The organism is Stenotrophomonas sp. 05L44_2 (assembly GCF_056665995.1).
The window spans coordinates 1-1,165 of the sequence record NZ_JBFTNR010000984.1 but is presented as its reverse complement, the minus strand read 5'-3'; the positions used below and the strand labels follow the sequence as shown (position 1 = coordinate 1,165).

Annotated in this window: 1 protein-coding gene; it reads left to right on the top strand. The window is 66.4% G+C overall.

The window, feature by feature from the left end; translation table 11 throughout:
• Positions 1 to 1,137 (top strand): BCCT family transporter (locus AC1VAN_RS22525; RefSeq protein ID WP_480986824.1); only part of this gene is annotated, 1,137 nt, incomplete at its 5' end.
• Positions 1,138 to 1,165: the final 28 nt, after the last annotated feature.

The window sequence follows — 1,165 nt, the reverse complement described above, 5'->3', positions numbered from 1 at the left end:
ACGCAGTACCTGCTCAGCACGCTGATGCAGAACCTGGGCGACTACCTGGGCAGCGTGGTGGGCAAGAGTTTCGACGTATACGCCTATGGCGGCCGGCCGGAATGGCTGGGCGGCTGGACGGTGTTCTACTGGGCCTGGTGGATCGGCTGGGCGCCGTTCGTCGGCCTGTTCATCGCGCGCATCTCGCGCGGCCGCACCATCCGCGAGTTCGTGTTCGGCGTATTGCTGATCCCGCTCGGCTTCACCCTGGCGTGGCTGTCGATCTTCGGCAACAGCGCGCTGGACCAGGTGCTGCACCATGGCCAGCAGCAGTTGGCGCAGCTGGCGGTGGATGACCCACCGACGGTGCTGTATGCGTTGCTGGATGGCTACCCGTGGAGCAAGGCGGTGATCGGGGTGACCGTGCTGGTCAGCTTCATCTTCTTCGTGACGTCGGCCGATTCCGGGGCGGTGGTGCTGTCCACGCTGTCCTCGCATGGCGGTGCGCCGGAGGACGATGGCCCGCGCTGGCTGCGCGTGTTCTGGGGCACGGTGATCGCGGTGCTGACCGCCGGCCTGCTGCTGGCCGGCAGCATCGATGCCCTGAAATCAGCGGTGGTGCTGGCCTCGTTGCCGTTCTCGGCGGTGCTGCTGTTGATGATGTGGGGCCTGACCCGCGCCTTCAGTGACGAGTCGCACCGCAAGCGCGCGCAGCAGTTCAGGCCATCGCCGCTGATCGGCGATGACCGCCACCACCAGGGCTGGCGCCAGCGCCTGACCCAGGCCATGCACTTCCCGGTACGCGACCAGGTGTACCGCTTCATGGATGACACGGTGAAGCCGGCGATGGAGGCGGTGGCCGAGCAGCTGCGCGAGCAGGGCTGGGACGTGCAGACGCGGTTCGAAGCGGGCGACATGGAGCTGTCGGTCAACCACGGCGAGCAGCAGGACTTCCAGTACCGGGTGATCCTCAGTGGCTACCTGACCCCGTCCTTCGCCGCGCAGCAGCTGCGCAACCAGCGCTACTACCGCGCCGAAGTGCATCTGTACGAGGGTAGCCAGGACTACGACCTGGTCGGCTACAGCCGCAAGCAGATCATCAACGACATCATCAGCCAGTACGAACGGCACCTGCAGTTCCTGCACCTGAGCCGTTGATGCAGCCACGCCGGGCATGGCCCTTGCC